The sequence below is a fragment of the Microbacterium sp. SORGH_AS_0421 genome (assembly GCF_030818635.1).
Lineage (GTDB): Bacteria > Actinomycetota > Actinomycetes > Actinomycetales > Microbacteriaceae > Microbacterium.
Map to the genome: position 1 here is coordinate 52,853 of NZ_JAUTAO010000001.1, position 26,657 is coordinate 79,509.

25 protein-coding genes and 1 pseudogene are annotated in these 26,657 nt (G+C 69.7%); 12 read left to right on the forward strand and 14 right to left on the reverse strand.

Annotation, left to right across the window (positions count from 1 at the left end; translation table 11 throughout):
- Nucleotides 1-34: 34 nt before the first annotated feature.
- A complete protein-coding gene (locus QE416_RS00295; RefSeq protein WP_056229249.1) occupies nt 35-517 on the reverse strand; it encodes a CarD family transcriptional regulator in 483 nt (160 codons plus the stop codon).
- 159 nt (nt 518-676) lie between these two features.
- Here QE416_RS00295 and QE416_RS00300 point away from each other — a divergent pair, with 159 nt between their 5' ends.
- Nucleotides 677-1,225 (forward strand): DNA modification methylase, encoded by a 549-nt coding sequence (locus QE416_RS00300; protein ID WP_307312745.1) that lies wholly within the window; start codon nt 677-679, stop codon nt 1,223-1,225.
- A gap of 57 nt (nt 1,226-1,282) precedes the next feature.
- On the opposite strand, the gene QE416_RS00305 is transcribed toward QE416_RS00300, so the two are convergent.
- Both QE416_RS00305 and QE416_RS00310 read right to left on the reverse strand, forming a co-directional pair.
- A complete protein-coding gene (locus QE416_RS00305; RefSeq protein ID WP_210073747.1) occupies nt 1,283-1,966 on the reverse strand; it encodes a response regulator transcription factor in 684 nt (227 codons plus the stop codon).
- Nucleotides 1,963-3,177 (reverse strand): cell wall metabolism sensor histidine kinase WalK, encoded by a 1,215-nt coding sequence (locus QE416_RS00310; RefSeq protein ID WP_307312746.1) that lies wholly within the window; start codon nt 3,175-3,177, stop codon nt 1,963-1,965. The genes QE416_RS00305 and QE416_RS00310 overlap by 4 nt, the downstream gene beginning before the upstream one ends.
- A gap of 173 nt (nt 3,178-3,350) precedes the next feature.
- Here QE416_RS00310 and phoU point away from each other — a divergent pair, with 173 nt between their 5' ends.
- Nucleotides 3,351-4,034, forward strand: a complete 684-nt coding sequence (gene phoU, locus QE416_RS00315; protein WP_210073743.1) for a phosphate signaling complex protein PhoU — start codon at nt 3,351-3,353, stop codon at nt 4,032-4,034.
- 63 nt (nt 4,035-4,097) lie between these two features.
- On the opposite strand, the gene QE416_RS00320 is transcribed toward phoU, so the two are convergent.
- Nucleotides 4,098-4,844 carry a phosphoglyceromutase gene (locus QE416_RS00320; RefSeq protein WP_210073741.1) on the reverse strand — a complete coding sequence of 249 codons (747 nt, stop codon included), beginning with the start codon at nt 4,842-4,844 and terminating at the stop codon, nt 4,098-4,100.
- A 62-nt stretch (nt 4,845-4,906) separates the two neighbouring features.
- Between QE416_RS00320 and QE416_RS00325 the strand changes: the two genes are divergently transcribed.
- On the forward strand, nt 4,907-5,695 hold the full coding sequence (locus tag QE416_RS00325; RefSeq protein ID WP_307312747.1) for a class I SAM-dependent methyltransferase: 789 nt from the start codon (nt 4,907-4,909) through the stop codon (nt 5,693-5,695).
- Nucleotides 5,696-5,698: 3 nt separating this feature from the next.
- Here QE416_RS00325 and QE416_RS00330 read toward each other — a convergent pair whose 3' ends face one another.
- The 4 genes from QE416_RS00330 to QE416_RS00345 all read right to left on the reverse strand — a co-directional run bounded on the left by QE416_RS00330 (nt 5,699) and on the right by QE416_RS00345 (nt 8,916).
- Complete coding sequence (locus QE416_RS00330) at nt 5,699-6,808, reverse strand: aromatic acid exporter family protein (protein WP_210073738.1); 1,110 nt, start codon at nt 6,806-6,808, stop codon at nt 5,699-5,701.
- Nucleotides 6,805-7,893, reverse strand: coding sequence for a folate-binding protein YgfZ (locus QE416_RS00335; protein ID WP_307312748.1), 1,089 nt, complete (start codon nt 7,891-7,893; stop codon nt 6,805-6,807). The genes QE416_RS00330 and QE416_RS00335 overlap by 4 nt, the downstream gene beginning before the upstream one ends.
- A 2-nt stretch (nt 7,894-7,895) precedes the next feature.
- Complete coding sequence (locus tag QE416_RS00340; protein WP_210073736.1) at nt 7,896-8,495, reverse strand: FABP family protein; 600 nt, start codon at nt 8,493-8,495, stop codon at nt 7,896-7,898.
- Between the two features lie 130 nt (nt 8,496-8,625).
- Entirely contained in the window at nt 8,626-8,916 is a 291-nt protein-coding gene (locus QE416_RS00345; RefSeq protein WP_267787632.1) for a hypothetical protein, read from the reverse strand.
- 114 nt (nt 8,917-9,030) lie between these two features.
- On the opposite strand from QE416_RS00345, the gene QE416_RS00350 reads away from it, so the two are divergent.
- Genes QE416_RS00350 through QE416_RS00365 form a run of 4 tightly spaced genes read left to right on the forward strand, consistent with a single transcriptional unit; the run spans nt 9,031 to nt 13,524 of the window.
- A complete protein-coding gene (locus QE416_RS00350) occupies nt 9,031-9,723 on the forward strand; it encodes a winged helix-turn-helix domain-containing protein (protein WP_056229289.1) in 693 nt (230 codons plus the stop codon).
- Between the two features lie 56 nt (nt 9,724-9,779).
- The gene (locus QE416_RS00355) at nt 9,780-11,942 is read left to right on the forward strand and encodes an RNA degradosome polyphosphate kinase (protein ID WP_307312749.1); all 2,163 of its coding nucleotides are present in this window, start codon (nt 9,780-9,782) and stop codon (nt 11,940-11,942) included.
- Complete coding sequence (locus QE416_RS00360; protein WP_307312751.1) at nt 11,939-12,889, forward strand: NUDIX domain-containing protein; 951 nt, start codon at nt 11,939-11,941, stop codon at nt 12,887-12,889. Before QE416_RS00355 ends, QE416_RS00360 begins: the two co-directional genes overlap by 4 nt.
- Nucleotides 12,886-13,524, forward strand: coding sequence for a hypothetical protein (locus tag QE416_RS00365; RefSeq protein ID WP_307312753.1), 639 nt, complete (start codon nt 12,886-12,888; stop codon nt 13,522-13,524). The genes QE416_RS00360 and QE416_RS00365 overlap by 4 nt, the downstream gene beginning before the upstream one ends.
- Nucleotides 13,525-13,633: 109 nt before the next feature.
- Here the strand turns inward: QE416_RS00365 and QE416_RS00370 are convergent, their stop codons facing one another.
- Both QE416_RS00370 and QE416_RS00375 read right to left on the reverse strand, forming a co-directional pair.
- Entirely contained in the window at nt 13,634-14,932 is a 1,299-nt protein-coding gene (locus tag QE416_RS00370) for a M1 family metallopeptidase (protein ID WP_307312754.1), read from the reverse strand.
- A pseudogene (locus QE416_RS00375) lies at nt 14,929-18,881 on the reverse strand (Pls/PosA family non-ribosomal peptide synthetase). The gene QE416_RS00370 and the pseudogene QE416_RS00375 overlap by 4 nt, the downstream one beginning before the upstream one ends.
- A 147-nt stretch (nt 18,882-19,028) precedes the next feature.
- Between QE416_RS00375 and QE416_RS00380 the strand changes: the two are divergent.
- The 4 genes from QE416_RS00380 (at nt 19,029) to pstB (ending at nt 23,217) form a co-directional block, all read left to right on the forward strand.
- The gene (locus QE416_RS00380; RefSeq protein WP_210073730.1) at nt 19,029-20,156 is read left to right on the forward strand and encodes a phosphate ABC transporter substrate-binding protein PstS; all 1,128 of its coding nucleotides are present in this window, start codon (nt 19,029-19,031) and stop codon (nt 20,154-20,156) included.
- A 156-nt stretch (nt 20,157-20,312) separates the two neighbouring features.
- On the forward strand, nt 20,313-21,332 hold the full coding sequence (pstC, locus tag QE416_RS00385) for a phosphate ABC transporter permease subunit PstC (protein WP_074696616.1): 1,020 nt from the start codon (nt 20,313-20,315) through the stop codon (nt 21,330-21,332).
- Entirely contained in the window at nt 21,329-22,417 is a 1,089-nt protein-coding gene (gene pstA, locus QE416_RS00390; RefSeq protein WP_210073729.1) for a phosphate ABC transporter permease PstA, read from the forward strand. Before pstC ends, pstA begins: the two co-directional genes overlap by 4 nt.
- A 20-nt stretch (nt 22,418-22,437) precedes the next feature.
- Complete coding sequence (gene pstB / locus QE416_RS00395) at nt 22,438-23,217, forward strand: phosphate ABC transporter ATP-binding protein PstB (protein WP_103206156.1); 780 nt, start codon at nt 22,438-22,440, stop codon at nt 23,215-23,217.
- Nucleotides 23,218-23,273: 56 nt separating this feature from the next.
- Here pstB and QE416_RS00400 read toward each other — a convergent pair whose 3' ends face one another.
- From QE416_RS00400 to sigK, 4 genes are all read right to left on the reverse strand, one after another.
- Entirely contained in the window at nt 23,274-24,158 is an 885-nt protein-coding gene (locus QE416_RS00400) for an aminodeoxychorismate lyase (RefSeq protein ID WP_267787637.1), read from the reverse strand.
- A 188-nt stretch (nt 24,159-24,346) separates the two neighbouring features.
- Nucleotides 24,347-24,985, reverse strand: a complete 639-nt coding sequence (locus tag QE416_RS00405; protein WP_267787638.1) for a DNA-directed RNA polymerase subunit beta — start codon at nt 24,983-24,985, stop codon at nt 24,347-24,349.
- Nucleotides 24,986-25,062: 77 nt separating this feature from the next.
- The gene (locus QE416_RS00410) at nt 25,063-25,875 is read right to left on the reverse strand and encodes an anti-sigma factor (RefSeq protein WP_267787639.1); all 813 of its coding nucleotides are present in this window, start codon (nt 25,873-25,875) and stop codon (nt 25,063-25,065) included.
- Nucleotides 25,872-26,474, reverse strand: a complete 603-nt coding sequence (gene sigK / locus QE416_RS00415; RefSeq protein WP_210073725.1) for an ECF RNA polymerase sigma factor SigK — start codon at nt 26,472-26,474, stop codon at nt 25,872-25,874. The genes QE416_RS00410 and sigK overlap by 4 nt, the downstream gene beginning before the upstream one ends.
- Between sigK and QE416_RS00420 the strand changes: the two genes are divergently transcribed.
- Complete coding sequence (locus QE416_RS00420) at nt 26,461-26,637, forward strand: hypothetical protein (protein ID WP_307312759.1); 177 nt, start codon at nt 26,461-26,463, stop codon at nt 26,635-26,637. The genes sigK and QE416_RS00420 overlap by 14 nt on opposite strands.
- Nucleotides 26,638-26,657: the final 20 nt, after the last annotated feature.

Genomic DNA, 26,657 nt, shown 5'->3' on the forward strand with positions numbered 1-26,657 from the left:
GCGCCGCCACGAACGGGCGACGCACCGAGCGGGATCAGGACGCGAGGACCTCGTCGAGCACGACGCTCGCGCGGTCTTCGTCGGTCTTCTCGGCGAGAGCGAGCTCGGACACCAGGATCTGGCGCGCCTTCGCCAGCATGCGCTTCTCGCCGGCGGACAGGCCGCGGTCCTGATCGCGGCGCCAGAGGTCGCGAACGACCTCGCTGACCTTGATCACATCGCCCGAAGCGAGCTTCTCGAGGTTCGCTTTGTAGCGACGCGACCAGTTGGTCGGCTCCTCGGTGAAGGGTGCGCGGAGCACCTCGAAGACACGGTCGAGACCCTCTTTGCCGATCACGTCACGAACGCCGACAAGGTCGACGTTGTCAGCCGGGACCTCGATGACGAGGTCTCCCTGGGTGACGTTGAGCTTCAGGTATTTCTTCGTCTCGCCCTTGATAACGCGTTCCTTGACCTCGATGATCGTGGCCGCGCCATGGTGCGGGTAAACGACGGTCTCGCCAACCTCAAAAAGCATGGAGTTATGTCCTTTCGGCAACATCCAGGATACCACAGGCCCGCATGCGCTAAGGTTCCGCCCTCCCCGCAGACCCCTCCCCTCGTGCGCGTGCGAGCAGCCCGGTACCGCTGACCCCGTAGGATGATCTGGATGCCGTCTGTCGATCTTGGAGGATCCGTGAAAACGCGCCTGATCGCGTCCATCGCCGTGGGTGCAGCTGTCGTACTCGGTACGACGGGATGCAACATCCTCGCCCCGCAGGCGACCACCATCGATTACTCCGCGTCCGACGGTGTGAACGTGCCCGCCGACTCCGGTCCGCTGCACATCCGCAATGCGATGATCGTCGCCGACGAAGACGGCACCACCGGCAACTTCGTCGCCGCCATCGTCAACGACACCACCGACGTGCTCACACTGAAGCTCGAGGTCGGCGAGGGCGCGACCGCCGTCCCCGCCTCGGTGACGGTGCCGGCCAACCGAACCCTGAGCCTCGGCGATCTGGCCAACGGTGTCGAGCCGCTCCGCCTCGACGACATCGACGCGGCCCCCGGCTCGACGGTTCCCGTGTACTTCCAGTCCGGCAACGGACAGGGTGCTCTCATCCAGGTGCCCGTCCTCGACGGGGCGCTCGAGTACCTCGCCCCTCTCGCGCCGAGCCCCGAGGCGTCGACCTCGTTCCCGGCCACGCCGTCGCCGACGCCCAGCGCGACTCCCGCGTCCTGAACACACGACGAAGGCGCCGACGGTTCTCCGTCGGCGCCTTCGTCGTTCCCGCGACCGTCAGGCTTCGAACCGGTAGCCCAGGCCTCGCACGGTGACGAGCATGCTCGGCTCGCTCGGGTTCTGCTCGATGCGCGAGCGGATGCGCTTGATGTGCACATCGAGCGTCTTGGTGTCGCCGAAGTAGTCCGTTCCCCAGACGCGATCGATGAGCTGTCCGCGGGTGAGCACGCGACCGGCGTTGCGCATCAGCACCTCGAGGAGTTCGAACTCCTTGAGGGGGATGTTGATCTCTCCCCCGTCGACGGCGACAGTATGCCGGTCGATGTCGAGCACCACGCGCCCGCCGGAGAGGATGCGGTCGTCGAGGTCGGCCTCCTCCGGTGCGCGGCGGCGCAGCACAGCCCGCATCCGCGCCAACAGCTCGCGGGTCGAGTACGGCTTGGTGACGTAATCGTCCGCGCCGAGTTCGAGACCGACGACGATATCGACCTCGGAGTCCTTGGCCGTGAGCATGATGATCGGAACCTGGGAGCTCAGTCGCACCTGGCGGCAGACCTCGGTCCCGGGCATCCCGGGAAGCATGAGGTCCAGCAGGACGATGTCGGCACCGCGATCGCGGAAAGCGACCAGGGCGAGGGCGCCGTCTTCGGCGATCTCGACCTCGTAGCCCTCCCGTCGCAAAAGGTAGGCCAGCGGGTCGGCCAGATCGGGTTCGTCCTCGACGATCAGAACGCGGGTCATGCGGTGTCTCCCTTCGCGGGTACGGGGGTCGTCGCGGAGCCCTTGCGGCCCTTGCGGCGGGGTTTGGGGCGGACGCTCTCCAGATCGGGAGCCTCCGACATCGGAAGTCGGATGGTGAATGTCGAGCCGCGGTCGGGACGCGACCAGAGCCGCACCTCGCCCCCGTGGCGCTGGACGGCATGCTTGACGATCGAGAGGCCGAGCCCGGTTCCGCCGGTTCGACGCGAGCGAGCCTGGTCGGCGCGGTAGAACCTCTCGAAGACGCGGTGCTGATCGCTCTCGGGGATGCCGATACCGCGGTCGGTCACCGCGATCTCGACCACGGTGGCGTCGAGCTTCACGCCGATTCCGACCTTCGAGCCCTGCGGGGAGTACGCGATGGCATTGGCCACGAGGTTGCCGACGGCCTCGGTGAGGATCTGCGGCTCGCCGCGCACCCACAGCCCCTTGGTGCCTCCGCGGACGACCGTGACCTGGGCGGCATCCGCCTGGATGGCGTACCCCTCGACCGCGGCGGTGACGACCTCGTCGATCGATACGTCGCGCACGTCGCGCAACTCGTCTGAGGCCTGCAGACGTGAAAGGCTCAGGATGCGATTGACCAGGGCCGCCAATCGCGTGACCTCGGCCTGGAGCCGCGACGCGAAGTGCCGCACCTGAGCGGGATCGTCGGCCGCCGACTCGATCGCCTCGGCGAGCAGACTCACCGCACCCACGGGTGTCTTGAGCTCATGGCTCGTGTTCGCCACGAAATCGCGACGCATCTCCTCCACGCGCTCGTGCTCGGTGATGTCGCGCAGTACGACGAGGGTCAGACGACCCGAGATGGGAGTGGCGCGCACGGCGACCAGCCGCGGCTCGGCGGGAGCGGCGCCGCGCCGCAAGCGCAGGTTCTCGGCGATGCCCGAGCCGGTGTCGCGCGCCACGCGAGCCACACGCTTGAGTTCTTCGCTCGCGATCACCTCGCCGGCCTGGACGCCGAAGACCTCGGCGGCCGGCGAGAGCGCCAGCACCGTCGACGAGGTGTCGCACACGAAAGCGGGGTCGTCCATCGCCCCCAGCATGGCCTCCACGCCCTCGGGCACCTCGGCGGAGGTCTGCGCGAGAGAGCGGTCACGGGCACGCAGTGCCGCGACCACGAGGCCGACGACCGCCGCTCCGACGAGGAGTCCAGCCAGAAGCGCGAGCAGCACGAGCTGCGGTTGTTGCATGCCTCCACAGTAGAGGCGCCCCTTGAGCGTCACCGGCCGTTCACCCCCGTGAGAGCCGCAGCAGAGGCTACTATTCACTGTCACAGCACCACTCGTTAACCTTCGCTGGGAAGAATCCCCCAGGGTTGCGGGACACCTATGTGCCGTGCCGCCGACGAGGAAGGTACCCGCCCATGCGCGAAGTATTCCACCAGTCCCTCGAGGACGTTCAGAGCCGACTGGTCGAGATCGCCGACCTCGTGACCGTTGCGATCGACCGCGCCACCCGCGCGTTCGGCACCAGCGACGTCTCCCTCGCCGAAGAGGTCATCGAAGCCGATGCCATCATCGACGAGAAGGCCTTCGAACTCGACGAGCTCGCGATCGAGATCCTCGCCCGCCAACAGCCCGTGGCGCGCGACCTGCGTATCGTCGTCACCGCGCTCCGGGTGAGCGCCTCACTCGAGCGCATGGGCGACATGGCCGAGCACATCGCACAGCTCGCGCGCTCGCGCTTCCCCGAGCGCGCGATCCCCAAGGGATTGAAGAGCACCTTCACCCGCATGGGCGAGCTCGACGTCGAGGTATCGCGCAAGCTCGCCGAGCTGCTGCGCACGCAGGACCTTCGGCTCGCCGAAGCCATCCGCGACGCCGACGACGACATCGACGAACTGCACGTCAGCGTCTTCGAGAAGGTGCTCGGCGACTCCTGGAAGGGTGAGGCGACGGCGACGGTCGACGCGACCCTGGCCAGCCGTTACCACGAGCGCTTCGCCGACCACGCGGTGTCCGTCGCCAAGAAGGTCATCTACCTCGCGACCGGTGACTGGGCCGGCGCCGACGACGAATCGACCCACGAACCGAGCCCGGTCATCTGACCGCGGAACGCGAGAAGAGGGGGTGGATGCCGACCGGCATCCACCCCCTCTTTCTGTTCGACGTCAGTGCTTGTTGCCCTGGGCGGCGACGGCGGCGGCGCCGGCGGCCGCGGCCTCGGGGTCGAGGTACTCGCCCGGGCCGAGGGGCTTGAGGTCGTCGTCGAGGCGGTAGACCAGCGGGATGCCGGTCGGGATGTTCAGCTCGGCGATGTCGGCGTCGCTGATGCCCTCGAGATGCTTCACGAGACCGCGCAGCGAGTTGCCGTGCGCCGTGACGAGCACGGTCTTGCCTGCCTGCAGGTCGGGGACGATGTCGCTGTGCCAGTAGGGCAGCATGCGGTCGATGACGATCTTCAGGGACTCGGTGTCGGGCACCTCGCCGTCGATCCCGTCGTAACGGGGGTCGCCGACCTGGCTGTACTGGTCGTCGGCGGGCAGGGCCGGCGGCGGAACGTCGAACGAACGACGCCAGAGCATGAACTGCTCGTTACCGAACTCCTCGAGGGTCTGCGCCTTGTCCTTGCCCTGCAGAGCGCCGTAATGACGCTCATTGAGGCGCCACGACCGCTTGACCGGGATCCAGAGGCGATCGGCGGCATCGAGGGCGATGTTGGCCGTCTGGATCGCGCGGCTGAGCACCGAGGTGTGCAGCACGTCGGGAAGGACACCGGACTCGGCGAGCAGCTCGCCGCCGCGCTTCGCCTCGGCCTTGCCCTGGTCGGTGAGTCGCACGTCGACCCAGCCGGTGAACTGGTTGGTCTTGTTCCACTCGCTCTGCCCGTGGCGGAGGAGGATCAGCGTGTGAGGCATGACTCCATGCTATCGAGGTGAGGGCCGCGGGCCGGGGCTGGACGGCCTGACAAGATGTTCGAGTGACCCCCTCCCCCGTCGGCCGTCCCACCCGCGGCACGACCGGGGTCAATCGCCTTCGTCGTATCGACCGCTGGATCGCTCGGCACCCGGTCCTTCGTCGTGCCGACGACCCGCTCGTGGTCGACCTCGGCTTCGGAGCGAGTGCGGTGACTCCCCTCGAGCTCCTCGCCCGGCTTCGCAGCCAGAGACCGGACGCCGAGGTCCTCGGCCTCGAGATCGACCCCGACCGCGTCGCTCGGGCCCGCGAACAGTCCGCCGGGGTCGAGGGCGTGTCTTTCGCACGCGGGGGCTTCGAAGTCCCCCTGCCGACATCTCGTCGCCCCGCGATCATCCGAGCCATGAACGTGCTCCGCCAATACGACGAGGGCGACGTCGCGGACGCCTGGGGTCGCATGTGCGCGCGGCTGCAGCCCGACGGCCTCCTGGTCGAGGGAACCTGCGACGAGATCGGCCGCGTCGCGACCTGGGCGGAGGTGGGAGCGGATGCCGTGGCCCGCAGTCTCACCATCTCGCTGCGTCTCGCCGAGCTCGACTCCCCCGCGATCGCCGCCGAGCGCCTGCCGAAGGCCCTGATCCACCGCAACGTCGAGGGGGAACGCGTGCATGAGTTCGTGACCTCGCTCGATCGCGAATGGGCCCGAGCCGCGGCGGTCGCCCCGTTCGGGCCGGTCCACCGGTGGCGCACGGCGATGCTCGCCCTGGCCGACGCGGGGTGGCCCCTGCTGCGCCGCGAGAGGTGGCGGCTCGGCGAAGTGGGCGTGGCGTGGGAGGCAGTCGCTCCGAGCTGAGCGTCAGACGCGCGGAAGGAGCGCCCGGGCGTCGGCGGAGGGCATCCCGGCCGCGACGAGCAGGTCGACCGCCAGCGGACGCAGGGCCGCGACGAGATTGAGCTCGCCCACGCGCCCCTCGGGCAGCAGAACCGCGGGATCGAGTCGTCGCGCGACTGCTCCGACGGCTTCTCGGGCGACGGGCTCGAGCGAGATGTCGTCGAGGCTGTCGCGGACGAGGCCCGCGCCCCGGGCAAGCTCGGCCAGCAGATCGGCGGGGACGGGTCGGCTCTCGCCGTCCGCGCACAGGTAGGCGGCGCGCCGGGCGACCACGCGAAGGTTGCGCGTGGTGAGGTCGAGGGCGCCGCGGACGCGTTCGTGGCGATCGAGCTCGGTGCGCTGGCGGCGCAGGAACGGCGAGATGCGCGCGACCTCGCGGCCCGACTCGAGCGACCCGCTCCACGCGTCGACGTAGGTCTGCAGCGAACGCGCGCGCTCCAGACCGCGCTCGGCGCGTGCGCGATCGCCCCTGCGCAGCGCCCGCACGATGGTGTCCATGGCGGCATCCAGCGCGTCGAACAGCTCGTCGGCGTCGCGCAGCTCGGTGCGGCGGAGGGTGCGCGGGATCAGCGCGGTCACGATGAGCGCGGCGACGCCGCCGATCGCCCCGTCCACGAGGCGCAGGAACGGCACACCCGACACCAGCACCAGGGCGATGAGCGACTGGACGACCGCCGCGAGCGCGAAGCCCGGCTGGGGCGACAGGAACCGGGCCACGACGAGGGTCACCGTCATCGCGAGCGCGATCTGCCACCATCCGGCCCCGGCGACGAGCAGGACGACCTCGGCGATGAGGATACCGACGAGCATGCCCATGACCGTCTCGGCGACCCGCCACGGGCGCGCGTCGCGCACCAGCCCGAGGCTCGACACCGTGACCGTCGCCGCGAGCAGAGGGACCGAGTGCCCCAGCACGAAGTGCGCGAAAGCGTACGCCGCGGTCGCGGCGACGACGATCTGCGCGATCGCCGGCAGCGACTCGCGCACGCGGTTGACCCGGCGCCCGACGGTGGAGCGCCAGCGCGGACCGGCGACGACGACCCCGACGGTCGTCGAGGAGTCGTCGGGGGTCATTCCGCGGCGCGGCGGCGCCCGAGGCGCGGCAGACGGGGAACGGCGGCTGTGGCGCCCGCGTCGGCGGGAACGACGGTCTCGGCCGCCGCGGCCAGCGGTCCGTCGGCGGTGTCGACGATGAGCGGCTCACCCTCGGGAGCGGTGCGCTTGACGAGGGCGAGGGCGATCGGCCCCTCTTCGTGGTGGACGGCCACCGAGGTGATGGCGCCGATCACGGTATCGCCCGCGCGTACGGCGTCTCCGCGGACGGGGAGGACGTTGTCGCTGCCGTCGAGCTGGAGGGCCACGACGCGGCGCGGAGGGTGACCGAGGTTGTGGACCTTCGCCACCGTCTCCTGGCCGCGGTAGCAGCCCTTCGACAGGTGCACCGCCGTGCGGAGCCAGTCCATCTCGTGCGGGAGCAGTCGCTCATCGGCGTCGACGGCCACGCGAGGACGCCACGCCGCGATACGCAGGGCTTCGACCGCGTCGAGACCGGCCAAGGCCGTCTCTCCGCTCACGGCCGACGCGATCACTCGCTCGAACTCCGCGGCATCCACGATCGCCTCGGCCCAGTCGCGGTCGGCACCCGGGTGCGGGTCGACGCGGGCGTAGGCCCACCCACCCGGCGAGACGTCCGGCCACGGGTCGACCCACACCGGCGCGACGGACGAGAGGACCCCCACTGCCTCGCGCGTTCCGCCGAGCACGAAAAGGTCGTCGGAGCGGTCGGCGACCACCACGCGCAGGCGGAAGCGCATACGCGTCAGCCACGCGGCGAGGGCCGCGGCATCCGACGCGTCGACGAGAAGCCACGCGGTCTCACCGTCGTCGACCACCGAGGCGGCGTGCTCGACGCGTCCCTGGGGGTCGAGGATGAGGAACTCGGTCGAGACGCCGGGCGCGAGGTGCGTGAGGGCCTGCGACGACAGCGAGTCGAGCCAGCTGAGGCGGTCCTCACCCGAGACCGTGATGACGCGGCGGTCGCCGAGGGGCGCGAGAGCGGATCCGGATGCCAAGCGGCGCTGCTCCGCCACGGGAGAGCCGACGTGGCGCAGCCCGCGATCGTCGATCACCGCACCGGGGACGGCGGAGAGGGATGACATGGTCACTCTGCCCGGGCCAGTCGAGCCGAGGCGTGCGAGCCCAGCTCGCGACCGAGGGCCGCGATGTCCCACGCCCAGAGAAGGTGGTTGTCGACGAGCCCGTACAGGCGGGTAGCCGCCGTGTAGGTCTTCGCACCGGCGGTACGGACGACGGCATCGGTCGCGAGATCGATGCGCGGCCCCTTCACCTGCCCGACATAGAGCTCCAGGATGCCATCGGCGTGCGCCAGGCTCACCTCGATGTCGAAGCCGCCCTGGGCGTTGCGCAGGGCTTCGACGTCGTCGGCCGTGCGGGTGACGGGCTCGGCCGTCGCGGGGAGGAGCCCGGGGCCGGCGTCGGCGTCGCCGACGGGTCGTGCGAGACGCCAGTAGCCGATCTCGGAGACGAGGGGGCGCCGCCCGTCGCCCTCGATCAGCCACGCATCGGCGGAGTAGTTGAGGAATCCCCCGCCGTCATGGCTGAAGCTGACGCGGTGGGCGAACTCGCCCGAGAAGGATCGGCCATCGACCTCGTAGTCGATGACGCCGGTGCCCTCCCAGACGCCCACCAGCCACGAGAGCGGGACGAGGTCGGCCGGAAGATCGGTCGGGATCTCGATCACGACGCGCTCAGCGCTGGCCGCGGTAGAGGTTCCAGATGACCGTTCCGGACACGAAGGCGATCGCCAGCGAGGCGAGGCCGAGAAGTCCCACGAAGAACGCTTCGAGCGCGAAAAGGTCCATAGCCCAATCCTAGCCCGACACCAGCGCCGCGAGTCCGAACCCGGCCGTGATGATGCCCAGCACCACCATCGCCCCGAGGCTGCTCAACGCCATGCGCTGGATGAAGGCCTGCGAGCGGCCGTACCAGAGCTGCACGGCGAACGCCACGATGATGCAGCCCCCCAGAGCGACGGTGATCCACTGGGCGCGCCAGTGCTCCGGAGCGAACAGGCCGATGAGCACTCCGGCCACCGCGGCCAGCACCCACACGGCGACGATGCCGCCGAATGTGCGACGCGGCGCGAGGTCAGGCGTGGACATGACCCCATCATCACTCACGACCCCCTCGGCGCGCACGCGCAGCGCCGGTGTCGAGCGGCTCCGCGCGTCGCCCTAAGATGATCGGGTGCGCGGCACGCCGCACGGGAGGTCCTCTTGGCTCAGCTTCTTGTACTCAGCTCCGCCCCGGGCGGCGGGGCTGCTCTGCCTGCGCTCGAACTGCTGAGCCACCGGGTGCGGCAAATACCCGCCGAGGCCGCGCAGCTGGTGAACGCCCCCAGTGCCGACGTCATCTTCGTCGACGCCCGCTTCGACCTGGTCGGGGCCAAGTCGCTCAGCAAGATCCTCACGACCACCGGCGTCGAGGCGCCCCTGGTGCTCATCGTGACCGAGGGCGGTCTCACCGCCGTCTCCACGGACTGGGGCATCGACGACGTCGTCCTCGTCGGTGCCGGTCCCGCCGAGATCGACGCGCGCATCCGCCTCGCCATGGGGCGACGGGCCGCTGACCAGGTGTCGACGCGTATCCAGACCTCCGGCATCACGATCGACGAGTCGTCGTACTCGGCCAAGGTGCACGGTAAGCCCCTCGACCTCACCTACAAGGAGTTCCAGCTCCTGCACTTCTTCGCCACGCACCCGTCGCGCGTGTTCACCCGCGAGCAGTTGCTCAGCGAGGTCTGGGGCTACGACTACTTCGGCGGCACGCGCACGGTCGACGTGCACGTTCGACGCCTCCGCGCCAAGCTCGGCGATCTCGAGCAGCTCATCGGCACCGTGCGCAACGTCGGCTACCGGTTCAACGTCTACGAAGACGACGCCCCCGCCGCGGCATCCCCCTCCGCATAAGGTCGCACGCACCGCGTGTTCACCCCCGTGTCACCGACCCCTGCAATGATGTGGGAATGATGGAACACGACTCGCTCGATGCCGGCCTCGGCGACGACGACGACTTCGACGAGGCCGTAGAGGCCGAAGACGACCAGTTGCCCGACCACCGCTACCTCGACCGTGAGATCAGCTGGCTGTCGTTCAATCAGCGTGTGCTCGAGCTCGCCGAGGACCCCACGGTCCCGGTCCTGGAGCGGGCGAACTTCCTCGCCATCTTCGCCAGCAACCTCGACGAGTTCTTCATGGTGCGGGTGGCGGGCCTCAAGCGCCGCATCGTCACGGGGCTCGCCGTTCCCACCAACGTGGGCCGCGCCCCGCTCGACGTGCTCGCCGACATCTCGGCCGAGGCCCACCGCCTGCAACTGCGTCACGCCGCCGCGTGGACCGAGAAGGTGCGTCCCGCCCTCGCCGAAGCCGGCATCGAGGTCGTGTCGTGGGGGTCGCTCGACGAGGACACCGCCGCGCGCCTGACCGAGTACTTCCAGCGGAACGTCTTCCCGGTGCTCATGCCGCTCGCCGTCGACCCGGCGCACCCGTTCCCCTACATCTCGGGGCTCTCGCTCAACCTCGCGATCCGCATCCGCAACGCTCGCACCGGCCGCCAGGAGTTCGCGCGTCTCAAAGTGCCACCGATGCTCCCGCGCTTCGTCGAGATCGGCGGGGACGGACCCGGCGTGCGCTACCTGCCGCTCGAGGAACTCATCTCGAACCACCTGGGCGATCTGTTCCCGGGGATGGAGGTCCTCGACCACCACGCGTTCCGTCTGACGCGCAACGAGGACATGACGATCGAGGAGGACGAGACCGAGAACCTCATCCAGGCGCTCGAGGCCGAGCTCCTGCGTCGTCGTTTCGGTCCCCCCATCCGCCTCGAGATCACCGAGGACATGGACGACGTCACGCGTTCGCTGCTGCTGAGCGAACTCGACATCACCGAGCAGGAGGTCTACCGGCTGCCGGGCTCCCTCGACCTGCGCGGTCTGTTCGACCTGTCGCGCATCGACCGCCCCGACCTGCGTTACCCGCCGCACGTGCCCAAGACGGCGCTGGCCTTCCAGCCGCCCGAGCAGAACGGACGCGCCGACCTGTTCGGTGCGATCCGCAAGGGCGACGTGCTCGTGCACCACCCGTACGAGTCGTTCGCGACGAGCGTGCAGGCCTTCCTCGAGCAGGCCGCCCGCGACCCGCACGTGCTCGCCATCAAGCAGACGCTGTACCGCACGTCGGGCGACAGCCCCATCGTGCAGGCGCTCATCGACGCCGCCGAGGCCGGCAAACAGGTCCTCGCGCTCGTCGAGGTCAAGGCGCGCTTCGACGAGGCCAACAACATCGTCTGGGCCCGCAAGCTCGAGAAGGCCGGCGTCCACGTCGTTTACGGTCTGGTGGGGCTCAAGACCCACTGCAAGCTCGCGCTCGTTATCCGCGAGGAAGAGGGTCGCCTGCGCCACTACAGCCATGTCGGCACGGGCAACTACAACCCCAAGACGAGCCGCATCTACGAGGACTTCGGGCTGTTCACCGTCGACGACCAGGTGGGCCGCGACCTCACGCGCCTGTTCAACGAGCTCAGCGGCTACGCGATCGAGAAGAAGTTCAAGCGTCTTCTCGTGGCTCCCCTGCACCTGCGCAAGGGGCTGCTGCGTCACATCGACAAGGAGCGTCGCAACGCGCTCGAGGGCAAGCCCTCCGGCGTGCGGATCAAGGTCAACTCGATGGTCGACGAGGAGATCATCGACGCGCTGTACCGCGCGAGCCAGGCCGGTGTTCCCGTCGAGGTATGGGTGCGCGGAATCTGTTCGATCAAGCCGGGCGTCCCCGGAATGAGCGAGAACATCACGGTGCGATCGATCCTCGGTCGCTACCTCGAGCATTCGCGCATTTTCACCTTCGAGAACGACGGCGACCCGCAGGTCTTCATCGGAAGCGCCGACATGATGCACCGCAACCTCGACCGCCGCGTCGAGGCGCTCGTGCGCGTGGTCGACCCGGCTCAGGTGCAAGAGCTCACGACGCTGTTCACCCTCGCGATGGACGACGGCACGAGCTCGTGGCACCTCGGCTCAGAGGGAGAGTGGACGCGGCACAGCGTCGACGAGTCCGGTGCGCCTCTCATCGATCTGCAGGAGCACACCATGGCGCTCGTGCAGCGCAAGCGCCGGGCCCGGACGGCGCGGTGACGAAGGCCGAACCCGAGACGGCCGTCTACGCGGCCGGCGGCGTCGTGTGGCGCTTCGTGGAGGGCAAGCTCCGCGTTCTGCTCATCCACCGGACGAAGTACCGGGACCTCACCCTCCCCAAGGGAAAGGTCGACCCCGGCGAAACGCTCGCCGAGACCGCCGTGCGCGAGATCCGCGAGGAGACCGGCATCCGGGTCTCGCTCGGGGTGCCCGTGGGCGTCTCGAGATACCGGATGCCGAGCTCACGCACCAAGATCGTGCACTACTGGGCGGCGGAGGCGACGGACGCCGCCGTGCGCAGCTCGACGTTCGTCCCCAACAAAGAGGTCGCGGCGATCGAGTGGGTGAGCCTGAAGAAGGCGCGCAAGAACCTCTCCTATCCCGTCGACATCGAAATCCTCGACGAGTTCGCGCGGATCGTCGACGAGGGGGCCCTGCCGACCTTCCCGATCGTGGTGCTGCGCCACGCGAGAGCACGCGCGCGTGAGGAATGGGACGGCTCCGACAGCGTGCGGCCGCTGACCCCGCGCGGTCGCCGCCAAGCCGAGGCGATCGTCGGACCCCTGCTCGCGTTCGGCGTGCGGCGGGTGTACTCCAGCCCTGCGGAGCGATGCATTCGTACGGCGACACCCCTCGCCCAGGCCCTGGGCCAGCGCATCCACCTGACCGACGCGGTCAGTCAGGACGCGTGGGAAGAGGGACGCGCCGACTCGCGCACCCTCATCGGCGAGCGGGTGCGCGCCCGCAAACCGGTGGTCGTGTCGAGCCATCGGCCGGTGCTCCCCGACATCCTGCACGAGCTCGCGCTCGCGACCGGGACCATGGGCGGTTCCTACCTGGGCAGTGCTTCGGCGCTCGAGCCCGCCGCGTTCTCGGTCGTGCACATTCCGGTCGAGCATCCCGGTGCCGGCATCGTGGCCATCGAGACGCACGAGCCGAAGGTGTGACGCTTCCCGCCGGCATCCGTGTCGCGTGGCGCGAGGTTCCCGCGGGCTCGAAGCGCCGGGACGTCTCGCGTGCACTGCTCGCCGAGCTGCTGCCGGGGGCGCGGTTCACGTCGCGCTGCCCCGCGTGCGGTGCGGACCACGGCCGCGTGCGCGTGGAGGGGGCGGATGCCGCGGCCTCGGTGTCGTACGCCGGTGGTTGGGCCGTCGTGGCCACGGCATCGGGGCACGAGAGCGTCGGTGTGGATGCGGTGCCCGGGAACGCGGCCGGCTTGGAGCGGGTTCTTCCCCTCGTGGTGTCCGACCGGCCGGCTGGCCTCGAGACGAGCGCTACGCGGGCGGAGGCGGAGCACCGTGCGACTGGGGGCGAGCAGGCCCGGGCGTGGGCGCGGGTGGAGGCCGTCCTCAAGGCGGACGGCCGGGCACTCGGCGTGGATCCGCGGTGCGTGGAGGTGACCCTGAACGGTGCGCGGTGGTCGGCTCGGGTGCGGTCGCCCTCGTCCGACAGGGCTGAGGCGGGGGACGACGGCGAGGCGGGTGCGCGCGAACGGCGTTGGCGCGGATGGGACCTCGACGGTCCCGACGGCGTCGTGCTCGCGGTGGCCGTGGAGGCGCGCGCGGACGACGTCTCGGTGTGAGGCGCCGTGGGTGGGTGCGCCGAAACCGCCCGATGCTCTGCCCGGTGGCTCCGCCGGCCGAGGTCATCGGTCCGGTCCCGCGAGTCGCGATGGCGCTGCGGTTCGACCGTCAGGGTCGCGCCGGCAGAGCCTCGTCGTCGATCCACCGTGACAGCACCGCCGCGGCATCCGCTCCCCCGGCGTGTTCGACCGCGGCGCGGAAATCGTCGGTGGTCACGAGAGCGTGCCGATGCTCCGCCGTCCACGATCGCAGAAGCTCGAAGAACGCGTCGTCGCCGAGCGTGCGCCGAAGAGCGTGCAGGGTCAGGGCGCCGCGCTTGTAGACGCGGTCGTCGAACATGTCGTCGGGGCCCGGATCGACGAGAAGAAGATCGCGGGGTTTGGCGGCGAGACGGGCGTAGAAGTCTGCGACGCACGACTCGACGGACGCGCCACCCGAAGTCTCCGACCACAACCACTCGGCATAGCAGGCGAAGCCCTCGTTGAGCCAGATGTCGCTCCACCGGGCGATGCCGACGCTGTTGCCGAACCACTGGTGCGCCAGCTCGTGCGCCACGAGGCGCTGCGCCGCGGGAACCAGATGGTTCATGCCGAAGACCGCCAACCCCTGGGCCTCGAGCGGGATCTCCAGCTCGTCGGCGGTCACCACGAGCGTGCACACCTGCTGGGGGTAGGGCCCGAAGAACCGATCGAAGGCCCGCAGCATGCCGGGCACCGTCGCGAACGCCCGATCGACGGCCGCGCTGAGTCCCGGAGGGGCCGTGACCGTGACCGCGGGCACGAGCGAATCACCGGTGCCCTCGAGCTGGCGCGTGCGATAGCGCCCCACGTGCACGGCCGCGAGATACGTGGCCGTGGGGACGTCGGAGACGAAAGTGGTCGTCACCCGACCACCTCGCCGCACGCTCGGACCGGCGACCCCCGTGGCCGCCGCCACGTATCCCTCGTCGACCGTGATCTCGAGCCGCATACGCGCCCGATTGTCCGGGCGGTCGTTGCAGGGGAACCAGGTCGGCGCGCCGGTCGGCTGGCCGGCGACGAGGGCACCGTCGGTCAGTTCCTCCCACCCGAGGGTTCCCCACCGGGAACGGCGAGGAGCCGGGGCCCCCGCGTAGGTCACCTCGACCTCGAAACGATCACCCGCGGCGAGCGCGCGTGGCAGGGTGACGCGGAGGACGCGGGGACCGGCCGAGAACCGGGCGCTCGCACCGTCGACGCGCACGCGCGAGGTGCGGAGGCCGACGAGGTCGAGGGCGAAAGACGAGACCGCCTCGCGGGCGACCGCGACGATCGTCGCGACGCCTTCGAGGCGATTGGTGCGCACGCGGTAACCGATCACGAGGTCGTACGACTCGACGTCGTACGACAGGTCGCCGCTCTGCGGGGCGTACCGGTCGACCACGCTCACGTCGTCGACTGGTAGGCGCGCACCTTCACCGCACGCCACGGACCGATGGGATTGCCGCTCCACCGCGAGCCGACCGGTACCGTCTCCCCGCGCATCACGAGCGACGCGGGGCCCACGGTCGCATGCGCGCCGAGCGTCGAGGCGGGAAGGACGACGCTGTGCGGGCCGAGGGTCGACCCCGGCTCCAGCTCGACGGTATCCATACTCATGATTCGATCATGGAACAGATGCGTCTGAACGACGCATCCGCGGTTGACGGTTGACGCATCCCCCAGAGTGACCAGGTCGGGCTCGGGCAGCCAGTAGCTGTCGCACCACACCCCGCGCCCGATCTTCGCGCCGAGAGTGCGCAGCCACACGGCGAGCGCCGGCGTGCCCGCCGCCGCGCGCGCGAACCATGGGGCGGCGACCATCTCGGTGAAGGTGTCCGACACCTCCGTGCGCCACACGAAGCTCGACCACAGCGGCTGCTCCCCCGCCCGGATGACGCCGACGATCGCCCACTTCGCCGCCGTCGACACGCCGGCCGCCACGGCGCCCGCCGCGAGCAGCACGATGCCCGAGAGCAACAGCGTCCACACCGGGCCCAGACCTTGCCACAGTGCAGCGAGTGCGAAGATCACGCCGAGACCGAGCGCACACGTCACGACCACCGGCACGAAGCGGCACAGCTCCCAGAGGGTTCGCGCGAGACGCAGCGCCGACGTCGGCCGGTAGGTGCGCGACTCGTCGCCCTCCGCCGACCTCCGGCGCAGGCGCACCGCGGGTGAGCCGAGCCACGACGAGCCCGCCTTGGCCTTGAGCGGCGCGGCCGACAGCACGGCGACCAGCCCATCGCGCGGAACGCGGTGTCCGGGAGCGGCCATGCCGGAGTTACCGAGGAACGCGCGCTTGCCGATGCGCACCGGCCCGATCCGCAGCCAGCCGGCTCGCAGCTCGTAGGAGGCCACCATGGTGTCGTCGGCGAGGAACGCCCCGTCCTCGATCCGCGTCATCGACGGGATGAGCAGCACCGTCGACGCCTCGACGTCGCGGCCCACGCGCGCACCGAGCAGGCGCAGCCATACGGGGGTGAACAGCGACGAGTACAACGGGAAGAGCACCGTGCGGGCGGCATCCAGGAGTCTTTCGATCGTCCACGCCTGCCAGGCGACGCGACTGCGCACGGGGTACGTCCCCTCGAGGAGCGCGATCGACATGACGCGCACGAGAAGGACCACACGGATGCCGCGAACACCAGGCCCGTGACCGCGACGCCGGGAGCGAGCCAGGCGAAGGCCCCCGCGGCTGCCTGCGCGAGATCGCTCGCGCCGCGCATCCCCTGCGCGACGACGAGCCCGCCGACGGTGAACGACGCGAGCGGTAGCAGCGCCAGGACGACCGCCGACGCGGCGTACGCCCAGAGCCAGCGGGTGGGCGACGCCGGGCGCTCGGTCGGCCAGCCCTTCGCCGTGCCGCCCACGCGCACAGCCGGAGACCCGGCCCACGACTGGTCGGCCTTGACGCGGCCGAAGACCGCGGATCCCGGCGCGATCTCGGCGCGGCGACCGATGCGCGTTCCGGGAGCGAGGGTCGAACGAGCGCCCACGGTGGCTTCCGCCCCGATGCGCACCTCTCCGATGCGCACGAGGTCGCCGTCGATCCAGTACCCGGTCAGATCCACTTCGGGTTCGATCGAGGCTCCGTCGCCGACGACGAGCATTCCCGTGACCGGCGGCAGCGCGTGCAGGTCGACGTTGCGACCGATTCGCGCGCCGAGAGCGCGGGCGTAGTACGACACCCAGGGGGCGCCCGCGAGACCCACGGCATCCACCTGGTCGGCGATCTGCTCGGCGAGCCACAGGCGGATGTGCACCCACCCTCCGCGCGGATAGTCGCCCGGGCGCAGGCCCGCGAGCAGGAGGCGAGCGGACGCCACCGCGATCGCCATGCGCCCGAACGGCGTCGCGAAGACGACGAGGCCGACCACGAGAGCCGGCCACGGCACCGTCGGCAGGACGTCGAAGCCGGGGACGAGCCGCAGGATCGCCGAGGCGGTCAGCAGGTAGAGCAGCCACCGCACCCCCGAGAGGACGAAGAGCGGCACACCGAGCAGCGTCTGCGCCCACTGGGTCGTGCGCGGCGTCGGTTCGGCGCGGTGGAACTCGGCGGGGGTCTCGTCGGCGAGCTGCGGTCCGAGCGCCTTGGCCATCGCCCCCAGTCTCGGCACGTCGTAGATGTCGGCGACCGAGAACTCGGGCACGCGTGCACGGATGCGCGAGACGAGCTGGGCCGCCGCGAGCGACCCGCCGCCCAGATCGAAGAAGTCCGCCTTGCGCTCGGTGACCGGCAGGCCCAGGACGGCCTGCCACTGCTCGGCCAGCCAGGTTTCATCGAGGGAGAAGTCGGTGGGGGCGGGAGCCTCGACACCGGGGAGCGGCCACGGCAGAGCCGCCCGGTCCACCTTGCCCGAGGTGCGCACGGGAAGAGCGTCGACCACGCCCAGAAGCGGGATGGTCGCGGCGGGGAGGCGCTCTGCGAGAGCGGCGCGAGCGGCGGCGCGGTCGAGTTCGACGCCCTCCTCCATCACGAGGTAGCCGACCAGCACCGGGACGCCCGCCTCGGTGGTGCGGACGGCGACCGTGGCGGCGCTGACACCGCGAAGGTCCTGCAGGGCCGACTCCACCTCACCGAGCTCGATCCGCCTGCCGCCGACCTTCACCTGGTCGTCCGCGCGCCCCTGGAACACCAGACCCTCGGGCTCGAAGCGCACGAGATCGCCCGAGCGATAGGCCCGCTCCCACCCGAGAGTCGGCATGGACGCGTACTTCTCGGCGTCCTTCGCCGGGTCGAGATAGCGGGCGAGACCGACGCCGCCGATGATCAGTTCGCCCACCTCTCCCTCCGCCACGGGGAGTCCCTCGGCATCCACCACCGCGAGAGACCAGCCGTCGAGGGGCAGACCGATGCGCACGGGCAGCGAGCCGTCGAGCGGAGCCGCGCACGCCACGACCGTCGCCTCGGTCGGTCCGTACGTGTTCCAGACCTCGCGTCCCTCGGCCACCAGGCGCGCGGCGAGCTCGGGCGGGCACGCCTCTCCGCCGAAGATCAGCAGGCGCACGTTCTCGATCGAGTCCGCCGGCCACATCGCCGCGAGCGTCGGCACGGTCGACACGACCGTGATCCCCTGGCGGAGCAGCCAGGGCGCGAGGTCTTCGCCCGACCGCACGAGAGAACGGGGAGCCGGCACGAGACACGCACCGTGACCCCAGGCGAGCCACATCTCCTCACACGAGGCGTCGAAGGCCACCGAGAGCCCGGCCAGCACACGGTCCCCCGGTCCGAGCGGTTCGCTCTGCAGGAAGACGCGCCCCTCCGCTTCGACGAAGGCAGCCGCCGAGCGGTGCGAGACCGCGACGCCCTTGGGGACGCCGGTCGAACCCGAGGTGAAGATGATCCACGCGTCGTCGTCGGCCGTGGGCGGGGCGACGATCGGCACGGCGTTCGTGCCCGGATGCGGAGCGTCTCCGTCGTACAGACGAACGAGGTCGCCCTCGGTCGCCACGAACTCGCCCTCCCCCGCGACGATGCCGCGCACCCCGGCCTCACCGAACACCAGGCGGGCGCGCTCGTCGGGATCGTCGGCATCCACCGGCACGTAGGCGGCGCCCGCCGCCATGACCGCGAGTATCGACACGTACAGCTCCTTGGAACCGGACGGCATGCGCACGCCCACCCGGTCACCCCGTCGCACTCCAGCGTCATGCAGAGCCGCTGCCGTCCGCCACACACGCGCCAGCAGCTCGCGGTAGCTGAGGGCACCCGACCCGTCGTCGATCGCGGAGGCTTCGGGATACCGAGCGGCGACGTCGGTCAGGATGTCGATGAGAGTGCGCGCGGGCGGCGCAGCCCCCGTCCGGTCCAGCGGGGCCTGAGCTTCGAAAGCGGAGGTCGTCACGGAGGTGAACAGTACAACCCCCAGGAAAACACCCCGGGACGGCCGCCCCGGTTCACCTCCCGTTCACCCGTGCAACGCAGTCTGTTCTCCGTCGCTGTTTACCGTTCACGACGAACCCTGCACCGGGTTCCTGTTCCCGACATGCGAAGGATTCACACCGTGAAGCTCTCCCGACTCGCCCAGCTGGGCACCGTGGCCGCCGTGGCCTCTCTGACACTCGCCGGCTGCGCCGGCACCTCGGGCTCCGGCGACGCCGCGGGCTCGACCCCCACGTCGACCTCGTCCGACGTCGCGTTCACCGTCGACCCGAACCTCTCGGGCACGATCACGGCCGGTGGCTCGAGCGCCCAGGCGAACGCGCAGGCCGCATGGACGAGCGCCTACAACGCTCAGGCCAAGGGCGTCACGATCAACTACGACAAGTCGCAGGGCTCCGGCGGTGGCGTCACCAACTTCCTGAGCGGCGCGTACGACTTCGCCGGCTCCGACTCGCCGCTGAACGCCGACCAGACGGCCCAGTCCAAGGCCCTCTGCACCGACGGCGGCGTCAACATCCCCGTCTACCTCGACGGTGTCGCGATCATCTTCAACATCCCCGGCGTGACCAGCCTGAAGCTCTCGGGTGAGACGATCGCGAAGATCTTCGCCCTGCAGATCACCGACTGGTCGGACCCGGCCATCACGAAGGACAACGGAACGGCCCTCGCCGCCGGCGCCATCACCACCGTCGCCCGTTCGGACGGCTCGGGCACGACGCAGAACTTCACCAACTACCTCGCCGCGACGCAGTCGTCGGTCTGGACCAAGCCCGCGGGCAAGGACTGGCCGATCGAGGGCAACGTGTCGAAGCAGAAGGGCGGCTCGGGCGTCGTCGAGGCCGTCAAGGCCGGCACCGGCACCATCGGCTACGCCGACCACTCCGCCATCGGCAGCCTGAACGCCGCGTCGATCATCCAGGACGGCACCGCCATCGCTTACAGCCCCGAGGCCGTCACGGCGACCTTCGCCGCTGCCGCGGTCGACGCCAGCAACGGCGTCGCGGGCGACCTGTCGAAGAAGTTCGACTACTCGAAGCTCACGGCTGAGACCTACCCGATCCCGCTCGTGTCGTACGCGATCGCCTGCACCACGTTCAAGGACGCGAAGCAGTCCGAGCTCGTCAAGTCGTACCTCGGCTTCGTCACCAGCACGCTCGGCCAGCAGGTCGCTGCCAAGAACGCCGGCTCCGCGCCGCTGCCCGACTCGGTGCTCTCGGCTGCTGCCGAGACCCTCGCGTCGATCAAGTAAACATCTCTTCGGACTCGGCCCGGCCCGCACCTCGCGTGCGGGTCGGGCCGGGCTGATCGGAGCGGTCGACCCCGTCGAATGCTCCGCTGAGCCGACATCCTCAGAGAACACCCGACCGAGGAGAACCCATGACCCGTGCCGAGCGTGAGATCCCCCGTGACTGACACCGTCGCAGACACAGAGACCGCCCCGTCTTCCCCTCCCCCGCCGCGGACGTCGATCGTCGGCAAGCGCCGCGTCGGAGACTCCGTCTTCCTGGGGCTGTCGACCACGGCCGCCGTGTCGATCATGATCATCCTCGCCGGGGTCGCGATCTTCCTGATCATCCGCGGAATCCCCGCCATCACCGGCAACTGGACCGAGGGCGATCTCGCCGGGTACCAGAACGGCAGCTGGACGAACTTCTGGGAGTACGTCGGTCCGCTGCTCTTCGGCAGCATCTGGGCCGCCCTCATCGCCATGGTCATCGGCACCCCGGTCGCCATCGGGATCGCGCTGTTCATCTCGCACTACGCGCCCCGCCGCATCGCCGGCTTCCTCGGCTACATCGTCGATCTGCTGGCCGCGGTCCCCTCGATCGTCTTCGGCCTGTGGGGCATCATCGTCATGCGCCCCCTGCTCGTACCGGTCGGGGAGTTCCTCAACCAGTACCTCGGCTGGATCCCGCTCTTCCAGGGCCCCGTGTCCACCACCGGCTCGACGATGTTCACCGGTGGCGTCGTGCTCGCCGTGATGATCCTCCCGATCGTCACCTCCATCACCCGCGAGATCTTCCTGCAGACCCCGCGCCTGCACGAAGAGGCTGCCCTCGCCCTCGGCGCGACACGCTGGGAGATGATCCGTCTCGCGGTGTTCCCCTACGCACGCAGCGGTATGGTCTCGGCCACGCTCCTGGGCCTCGGCCGCGCGCTCGGCGAGACCATGGCCATCGCGCTCATCGTCTCGCCCAGCCTCATCTACTCTGTGCTGCTGCTCACCGACGGCTACAACTCGCAGACCATCGCGGCCAACATCGCACTGAACTTCCCGATCGCCACCGACCTGCAGCGCTCGGCGCTCATCGGCACCGGTCTCATGCTGTTCGTCGTCTCGCTCGCGGTGAACATGCTCGCTCGCTACATCATCGGGGCCACCGGTCCCGGTGCGAAGGGTCGCAAGAAGGGCAAGCGCTCATGACCGTCACGGCCCCGTCGTCCTCCTCTCCCCTGGCGCTGACCAGCGGTCAGCTCCCCCGCTTCATCGAGCCCGCGCTCCTGCTCGGGGTCGCGATCGTCGTGGCCGGAGTCCAGTTCCTGCTCGGGGGATTCAACCTCGCGGCGTGGCTCGTCCTGTCCGCAGTGCTCTACCTGATCGCCATCGGAGTCGGCTCCTCGATCGTCGAGAACCGCCGCAAGGCCGTGGACCGGGTCGTGCGCGGACTCGTGACCGTCGCGTTCCTGCTCGCGGTCGCCCCGCTCGTCTCGACCCTGTGGACCGTGGTGTCCAAGGGCCTGGCGGTCGTCAACTGGAACTTCGTCACGCAGGTCGGCGGCACCGCGTTCAACCCCGACACGCTCGAGGTCGTCGCCACTGCCGGCGCCTGGCAGGCCATCACGGGCACGCTCATCATCACGGGGATCGCAGCCCTCATCTCGGTGCCGATCGGCGTCCTCGCGGCGGTCTACCTCGTCGAGTACGCGCAGCCGAACAACCCGCTGCGCCGCGCGATCACCTTCCTCGTCGACGTGATGACCGGCATCCCCTCGATCGTCGCGGGTCTGTTCGCGTTCTCTCTGTTCAGCCTGGTCGTCGGACCGAAGGCGTTCAGCGGGTTCTCGGCATCCATCGCCCTGTGCGTGCTCATGATCCCGATCGTCATCCGCTCCACGGAGGAGATGCTGCGTCTGGTCCCCGCCGACCTGCGCGAAGCCTCGCTCGCTCTCGGCGTGCCCCGCTCGGCGACGATCATCAAGGTCGTGCTGCGCACCGCGGCATCGGGGATCATCACCGGTGTTGTCCTGGCCGTCGCCCGCGTGGTCGGGGAAACCGCACCGATCTTCATCGCCGCGAGCTTCACCGACAACTTCAACGCCAACCCGTTCGAGGGCCCCATGCAGACCCTGCCCGTCATGGCGTACACCGCGTACAGCTTCCCGGGGCAGGACATCGACGCGTCGCAGGCGAACGCCTGGGGTGCGGCCTTCCTTCTCGTCGTCCTCGTCGTCATCTTCAACCTGATCGCCCGTATCGTGGCGGCGGTGTTCGCGCCCAAGGCGCGCTGAGCCCAGAAAGGCACACACTCGTGTCCAAGAGCATCGAGGTCCAGGACCTCAACGTCTACTACAGCGACTTCCTCGCGGTCGAGGGCGTCTCGATCGACATCGAGCCGCGCTCGGTCACCGCGTTCATCGGGCCGTCGGGCTGTGGCAAGTCCACGTTCCTGCGCACCCTCAACCGCATGCACGAGGTCATCCCCGGCGGGCGCGTCGAGGGACGCGTTCTCATCGACGGCGACGACCTCTACGGCCCCGGCGTCGACCCCGTGCTCGTGCGCCGCCACGTGGGCATGGTGTTCCAGCGCCCGAACCCGTTCCCGACCATGTCGATCCGAGAGAACGTGTTGGCCGGCGCCAAGCTCAACGACAAGCGCATGGCCAAGAGCGACGCCGACGCCCTCGTCGAGAAGTCGCTGCGGGGCGCGAACCTGTGGAACGAGGTCAAGGACCGCCTCGACAAGCCCGGCGGCGGCCTCTCGGGCGGTCAGCAGCAGCGTCTGTGCATCGCGCGCGCGATCGCCGTCTCACCCGACGTGCTGCTGATGGACGAGCCCTGCTCGGCGCTCGACCCGATCTCGACCTTCGCGATCGAGGAGCTCATCGGCGAACTCAAGAGCGAGTACACGATCGTCATCGTGACGCACAACATGCAGCAGGCCTCGCGCGTCAGCGACAAGACGGCCTTCTTCAACATCGCGGGCACCGGCAAGCCGGGCAAGCTCATCGAGTACAACGACACCGCGTCGATCTTCACGGCACCGAGTGTCCAGGCGACCGAGGACTACGTCTCCGGCCGGTTCGGATAACCAGCTCTCATGCGAAGGCCCCGCTCCGGCGGGGCCTTCGTCGTTCTCTCGAGCCCTCAGTCGCGCGGGCTGAGCAGGTAGGCGTTGAGCTCGTCGGTGAACGCGCGGTCGAGCGCCACCTCGATGCCGTCGACGGAACGGATCGGGGCCGCGAGCCGGACGCTCGAGAGGAGCCACGCGGCATCCGCTCTCGTCAGATCTTCGGCCGGCACCGTCTCGTACGTCGTGGCGAAGCCGCGGCCCTCGAGGAAGGCGAACAGGCTGAGCTGCGTCGTCCCGTGCAGGATGCCGGCCTGAGGTTCCGGCGTGACGAAACGATCCCCGAAGCGCAGGACGACGGATGCCGTGGGCGCCTCGAGCACATGACCGTCGCTCGTGACGAACACGGCGTCGTCGGCACCGCGTCGCTTCGCCTCGCGGATCGCGGCCATGTTGACCGCGTACGACAGCGTCTTCGCCCCGAGCAGGAGCCAGGGAGCGCGAGCGGGCACGTCGAGGGCGTAGCCGCGGTCGAGCGTCGCGACGCGGACTCCCTCGGAGCGTGCGCGGTCGTTGTCGGGGGCGTCGGCGAGCGTCACCCAGGCGGTCGGGGCGGGCCCGTGCTCGACACCGCGGCTGAGGAGCAGTTTCATGACGTTCTCGCCCTCGCCCGCGGCGCGCGCGGCGCGCTGGATCGCGACGCGCCATTGCGCGAGGTTCGGCACGGGGAGGTCACAGAGCGCGGCCGAGTGCACCAGACGCGCGAGGTGGGGTTCGACCTCCTGAACGTGCCCGTCGACGACGCCGAGGCTCTCGAAGATCCCGTCACCGCGCTGTGCGCTCAGCTCGCCCACACCGAGAGCGGGGCCGTCGGGGTCGATCTCCCGCAGGGTGTCGGAGTAGTCGTTGCGCTGCACGTCGGATGCCACGGGGTCGATCACGAGAGCGAAGCGCCAAGCCATGGGGCGAGCCTACGCCGCACGACCGACACGCCCGAGCCTTGTCAACGGGGCCGCGGAAGGGAATGTCCGCAGGCGGGTCTTGTTACACTCCTATAGCCGGGCCGCAGTAACCCCGGGCTCCATCTTCTGCCGCTATGAGCGGCCATGCGCCGAGAGGCGTTCTGCGGTCCGGCACTTATCTTTCCCGCTCAGGTCAGCGCGTCACGGCGCCAGAGAGCGGCGGATGCCGAGAGGTCTTCCGCGTAGGTGGCGAGGCGCAGAGCCCGCGTCGTCAAGGCCGAGGCCCGCTCCGATTCGGTGTTCTCGTAGTCGTCGGCCAGGTGTGTCGAACCCGCGGCCTGCACACGGCAGAACGCCGCTGCACGGTCGAGGGCGACGGCGAAGTCCCCTTCGAAGAGCCCACGCAGAATGGTGTCGATCAACCGCACGAGTTCTTCGGGGCCCGCGGGGGCGGGAGCGCCGGCGACCACGGCATCCACCGTCGTGATCTCCACACGTCCGCGTTCGTACAGCAGAGCTGCCGTCGCCGCGTCATCGTGGATCATCAGCTGCAGCAGGTAGAGCCGCCAGAGCGCCCCGGGCAGCGATCGGGCGGGCGAGCGCGACCACAGTTCGGCGATGTCGTCGATGCCGTGGTCGTCGGTGAAGGCGATGAGACGCTCGACCACGTCGACGCTCGGATCGGCCCGCACTCGCGACAGCAGGGCCTGCGCCGTGCTGTGCGCAACCCGCGATACCTCGGCCGGATCCTCCGCGGAGAAGAGACGATCGAACAGCTCGGCGGGACGCCGAACCGGCTTATGGAACTCGCGGGGGGAATCGCTCATCCATCCAGGCTAGAGCGTCGATCTGCTCCCCCGGGCCGCTCGCCTGTCCCCGCGAGCGGCCGAGGAGACACGAAGAATCAAGCCGTGGCGACGACCACGACGGGGGCGGTGCTCGGCGTCCCGTCGGGCGATCCGCCGGCGGGCTCGATCGTCACCGCGATGACGTCTCCCGCGTGCATCTCTCCCTGGAGGACCGCCGTAGCCTTCCCCGCTTCGTCGGGCTCGAAAGTCCCGGCCGCGATCGGGGTGTCGCCGCGAACGAACCACAGCTCGTAGGTCTTGTCGGCGGCGAGGGCCGGCATCCCGTCGGTGACGAGCACGCTCTGCCCGGTCGACGGCGACCAGTGCGCGGTCGCCACCGTTCCGTCGGGGAGGGTGGTCGACGCCGACTGGGCGTCGGGGGCCTGCTCGATCGACCTCAGAGCGACGACGGAGGCCGGCGGTGAGACCAGTTGGCTGACCGTGACGGCCCCGAAGCCCAGAACGAGGACGGCCGCGAACGAAGCCGCGAGGGTGAACCACCGGCGGGGTCCCCAACCGGATGCCGCGGACACACCGGTCGACGCCGTCTCGCGCTCCGGCTCGATCGGCGTCACACCAGCGGCGGCGTAGTCTTCGTCGGCGGATGATGAGGCAGGAAGGGTCGCCACGCCGACCGACTCCTGCGGCAGTTCGGAGATACGCGCGAACAGCGAGGCCCGCACGGAGGGCGGGGGCTCGACGGGTTCGACGGAGGCGCTGATGGCGGCGACGGCGTCGGCTGCATCGCGGACGTGGTGGTCCCAATGCGGGTTGCCCGCCAAAGCCTCCTGGTACGCGCGTTCATCTGCCTCGGAGAGCGCATTGAGCGCGTGTCCGACGGCGAGGTCGGCGAAATCCCTCTCGTTCACTTGTCCACCCCCATCTCGATTCTCAACCGCGACAATCCGTCACGCATTCGTGTCTTGACCGTACCGAGCGGCGCCCCGACCAGGGTCGCGATCTCACTTTGGCTGTACCCGCCGAAATAAGCGAGCGTGAGTGCTTCCTTCTGAGCGTCCGGGAGCGCCGCCAGTGCATCGACGACGCGCCGCCCTTCCATCTTCAGTTCGACTTTCTCGGAGACGGCGTCGTAAGCGACGTCCATATCCCGGAAGCCCGCGCGCACGTCTCGATCGACACTCGACTGCGATGACCGCACGCGGTCCACCGCTCGACGGTGAGCGATCGTGAGAACCCACGATCTTCCCTGTCCCTTGTTCGGAGTGAAGCGCCCGGCGGATTGCCAGATCTCCAAGAAGACTTCTTGAAGCACTTCCTCGCTCTGCGAGCGGTCGACGAGCACGCGCAGGATCAGGCCGAAGGCGCGAGCGGACAGTGAGTCGTAGAGCTCCGCGAAGGCCGCCCGATCGCCATCGGCCACGCGCAGCAGGAGACTCCCGACGTGGTCGGCGTTCTCCACCCCATCGTCGGGAAGGTCGAAACCGTCGATCACCATGGCATCCATCATTGCCTACCTCTCGCGCGCGCCCACGCGAGCGCACGCGCGTGGCGGAACAGATATGGGCAAACCGTTACCCGGCCACCCCGAGGCGAAGCAGCATCCGGCGGTGCGGTTCAAAAACATTCTCAAGAATATTTACGAGCTTCTCATCAGGCCTTTTCATGCCTGACAACACCCGCGCGCGGCCGA